Origin of the sequence: Mesorhizobium sp. M8A.F.Ca.ET.181.01.1.1 (assembly GCF_004792025.1) — a bacterium.
In the GTDB taxonomy this organism is placed as follows: Bacteria; Pseudomonadota; Alphaproteobacteria; order Rhizobiales; family Rhizobiaceae; genus Mesorhizobium.
Window position 1 is genome coordinate 1 of the sequence record NZ_SRTV01000158.1, and the last position, 327, is coordinate 327.

The following is a 327-nucleotide window of genomic DNA, read 5'->3' on the forward strand; positions in this document are numbered from 1 at the left end:
GCGACGAGATCGCTCCTGTCGTCAAGTCGCTGAAATCGAAGGGCGTCGCCTTCGAGCACTATGAGATGCCCGGCCTGTCGCTGGACGGCGACATCCATGTCGGCGACGGCATGAAGGTCGCCTGGTTCAAGGATCCGGACGGCAACATATTGTGCCTCGCGGGCGAGTAGGTCTTTGCGCCCCGCTCCGCGTCAGCCCACCAGGCGCGTGGCGAAATAGGTGAGCGCTGAAATGGCGGCGGTGGCCGGCAGGGTGACGACCCAGGCGACGACGATGTTGCCGGCAATGCCCCAGCGCACGGCTGAGACGCGGCGGGCAGCGCCGACG

2 pseudogenes are annotated in these 327 nt (G+C 66.7%); one reads left to right on the forward strand and one right to left on the reverse strand.

The annotated features are described in order from the left end of the window. A pseudogene (locus EN824_RS36750) lies at window positions 1-170 on the forward strand (VOC family protein); the annotation flags it as partial. 21 nt (window positions 171-191) lie between these two features. On the opposite strand, the pseudogene EN824_RS34030 reads toward EN824_RS36750, so the two are convergent. Beyond that, a pseudogene (locus EN824_RS34030) lies at window positions 192-327 on the reverse strand (inorganic phosphate transporter); the annotation flags it as partial.